This window comes from Streptomyces sp. NPDC032198, from assembly GCF_040636975.1.
Lineage (GTDB): Bacteria > Actinomycetota > Actinomycetes > Streptomycetales > Streptomycetaceae > Streptomyces.
This window is the reverse complement of the sequence record NZ_JBEZVL010000046.1, coordinates 1-1,881: the sequence shown is the minus strand read 5'-3', so window position 1 is coordinate 1,881 and position 1,881 is coordinate 1. Positions and strand designations below refer to the sequence as shown.

General features: G+C 68.3%; 2 protein-coding genes. Both read left to right on the top strand.

Features of this window, described 5'->3' with window-relative positions; all coding sequences use genetic code 11:
- The first annotated feature begins 59 nt into the window (after positions 1-59).
- A complete protein-coding gene (locus AB0E78_RS41820) occupies positions 60-551 on the top strand; it encodes a hypothetical protein (RefSeq protein ID WP_361844960.1) in 492 nt (163 codons plus the stop codon).
- Between the two features lie 64 nt (positions 552-615).
- Positions 616-1,857 carry an IS701 family transposase gene (locus tag AB0E78_RS41815; RefSeq protein WP_361844957.1) on the top strand — a complete coding sequence of 414 codons (1,242 nt, stop codon included), beginning with the start codon at positions 616-618 and terminating at the stop codon, positions 1,855-1,857.
- Positions 1,858-1,881 lie beyond the last annotated feature (24 nt).

The following is a 1,881-nucleotide window of genomic DNA, read 5'->3' as shown; positions in this document are numbered from 1 at the left end:
TACTCCAGCCGTAGATCGTGATCATGGATACGGAGGCTGCTCGCCGGTAGCCTGCCTGGGTGGCTGAGATCTGGGGCGAAGAGCAGTTGATCGCGGACGGCTTCGAGCGTGTGTACACCGAGTCGGAGTGGTACGGCGAACCGTTGGCCGGCCTAGCTGACATCGACGGGAAGCCTCACTACTTCGCGATGCACGTCTACGACCACAGCCATGAAGTCAATGAGTACCAGGTCTGGCCCGCAAGCGAGTCGGTGGCGGAGCTGGAGCGCGAGCAGTGGGCGATCTACGCCAGGTGGTATGAGCGCCAGCAGGCGGGCGAGGTCGGACAGGAGAGCCATCCGGGCCACGGCGGAGTCGACGCCCGCTATGACGAGCTGGAGCTGCTGTTGGCGCCGCACCGCTTGGCGCCGGACGGCGCCCGTCGGCTCGTGTGTGAGCTGCGGTTCGTCGCCGGTGTCGACGTTCGCTACCGAGTCGAGGGGCCCGACTACTGGCTTCGGTGGCGTCCGAGGCCGCCGTTGATCATGGGGTGTTGTGTGGACAACCAATGATCACGCGGCGGCCTCGGACGCCGACGTAGTGCCTGCCCACTGGCAGGAGGCATTCGAAGGACTGATGAGCCGGATCGCCGGCCGGTTCTCCCGAGTTGAACCCCGTCGCCGGGTGCGGCGGTTGGTCTCCGGGCTGCTGTCGGACCTGCCGAGGAAGAACTGCTGGACCCTGGCCGAGCACGCGGGCGATGCCACTCCGGACGGCATGCAGCACCTGCTCCACCGGGCGAAATGGGACGCCGACGCGATTCGTGACGACATACGCGCCTACGTGGTCGAGCACCTGCGCGACACCGAGGCGGTGCTCGTGGTCGACGAGACGGGCGATTTGAAGAAGGGCACCGCGACCGTCGGCGTCCAGCGTCAGTACACCGGCACGGCCGGCCGAGTCGAGAACGCCCAGGTCGCCGTTTATCTCGTGTACTCCGCCGCCCGCGGACACGCCGCCATCGACCGAGCCCTGTATGTGCCGCGCTCGTGGACCGAGGCACCGGACCGTTGCCGGAGCGCGGGCATCCCCGACGGCCTGGCTTTCGCCACCAAGCCCCAGCTTGCCGCCCGCATGGTCGAGCGGGCCTTGGACGCGGGAGCACCCGCGCGCTGGGTCGCGGGCGACGAGGTCTACGGCGACAACCCGCACCTGCGGACCGCCCTGGAACATCGTCGGACCGGCTACGTCCTGGCAGTGTCCAGCACCCACTCCGTCATCACGCCCGCCGGTAAGTTCCAGGCGAAGACCCTGGCCGCGCGGATCCCGAAGCGGGCCTGGCAGCGGCTGTCGGCCGGAGCAGGCGCGAAGGGTGAGCGGTACTACGACTGGGCCCAGATCGACATCCACGACGCCGCCGGTTGGCCCGGTCAGTGGTGCCTATTGGTCCGTCGCAACCGTCGCACCGGTGAACTCGCCTTCTACCGCTGCTTCTCACCGCGTCCGGTGCCGATGTCCGAGCTGGTGCGGGTGGCCGGACGGCGCTGGACGATCGAGGAGACGTTCCAGGCAAGCAAGGGCTTGATCGGCCTGGACGAGCACCAGGTCCGCCGCTGGACCTCCTGGCACCGCTGGGCCACCCTCGCCATGCTCGCCCACGCCTTCCTCGTCTGCACTGCAGCCGCCGAACGCCGCGACCGACCCGCCCCCGACGGCCTGATCCCCATAACCGGCAACGAGATCCAGCACCTGTTCGCGGCATTGATCCGCCCAGACCTCGACCTCGCACACCGCCTGCGCTGGTCACACTGGCGACGTCGGCATCAAGCCCGCGCCCGCCGGTGCCACTACCGACATCAAGCGGCCGTCCAGCCATGAAGATCACGATCTACGGCTGGAGTA